The 370-nt window shown below is 62.7% G+C and carries 1 protein-coding gene; it reads left to right on the forward strand.

The annotated features are described in order from the left end of the window. Positions 1-370: cbb3-type cytochrome c oxidase subunit I (locus SB786_RS35760; protein ID WP_410731512.1), on the forward strand; the 370-nt coding region annotated here is incomplete at both ends.

Consider the following 370-nt stretch of genomic DNA (forward strand, 5'->3'; position numbering starts at 1 on the left):
GTACTACTTCGTGCCCAAGCAGGCCGAGCGGCCGATCTACTCGTATCGCCTGTCCATCGTGCACTTCTGGGCGCTGATCACCCTGTATATCTGGGCTGGCCCGCACCACCTGCACTACACCGCACTGCCCGACTGGGCGCAGTCGCTGGGCATGGTGATGTCGATCATCCTGCTGGCACCCAGCTGGGGCGGCATGATCAACGGCATGATGACCCTGTCCGGTGCCTGGCACAAACTGCGCACCGACCCGATCCTGCGCTTCCTCGTGGTGTCCCTGGCGTTCTACGGCATGTCGACCTTCGAAGGCCCGATGATGGCGATCAAGACCGTCAACTCGCTGTCGCACTACACCGACTGGACCATCGGCCAC

The organism is Burkholderia sp. SIMBA_062 (assembly GCF_046534765.1).
Classification (GTDB): domain Bacteria; phylum Pseudomonadota; class Gammaproteobacteria; order Burkholderiales; family Burkholderiaceae; genus Burkholderia; species Burkholderia ambifaria.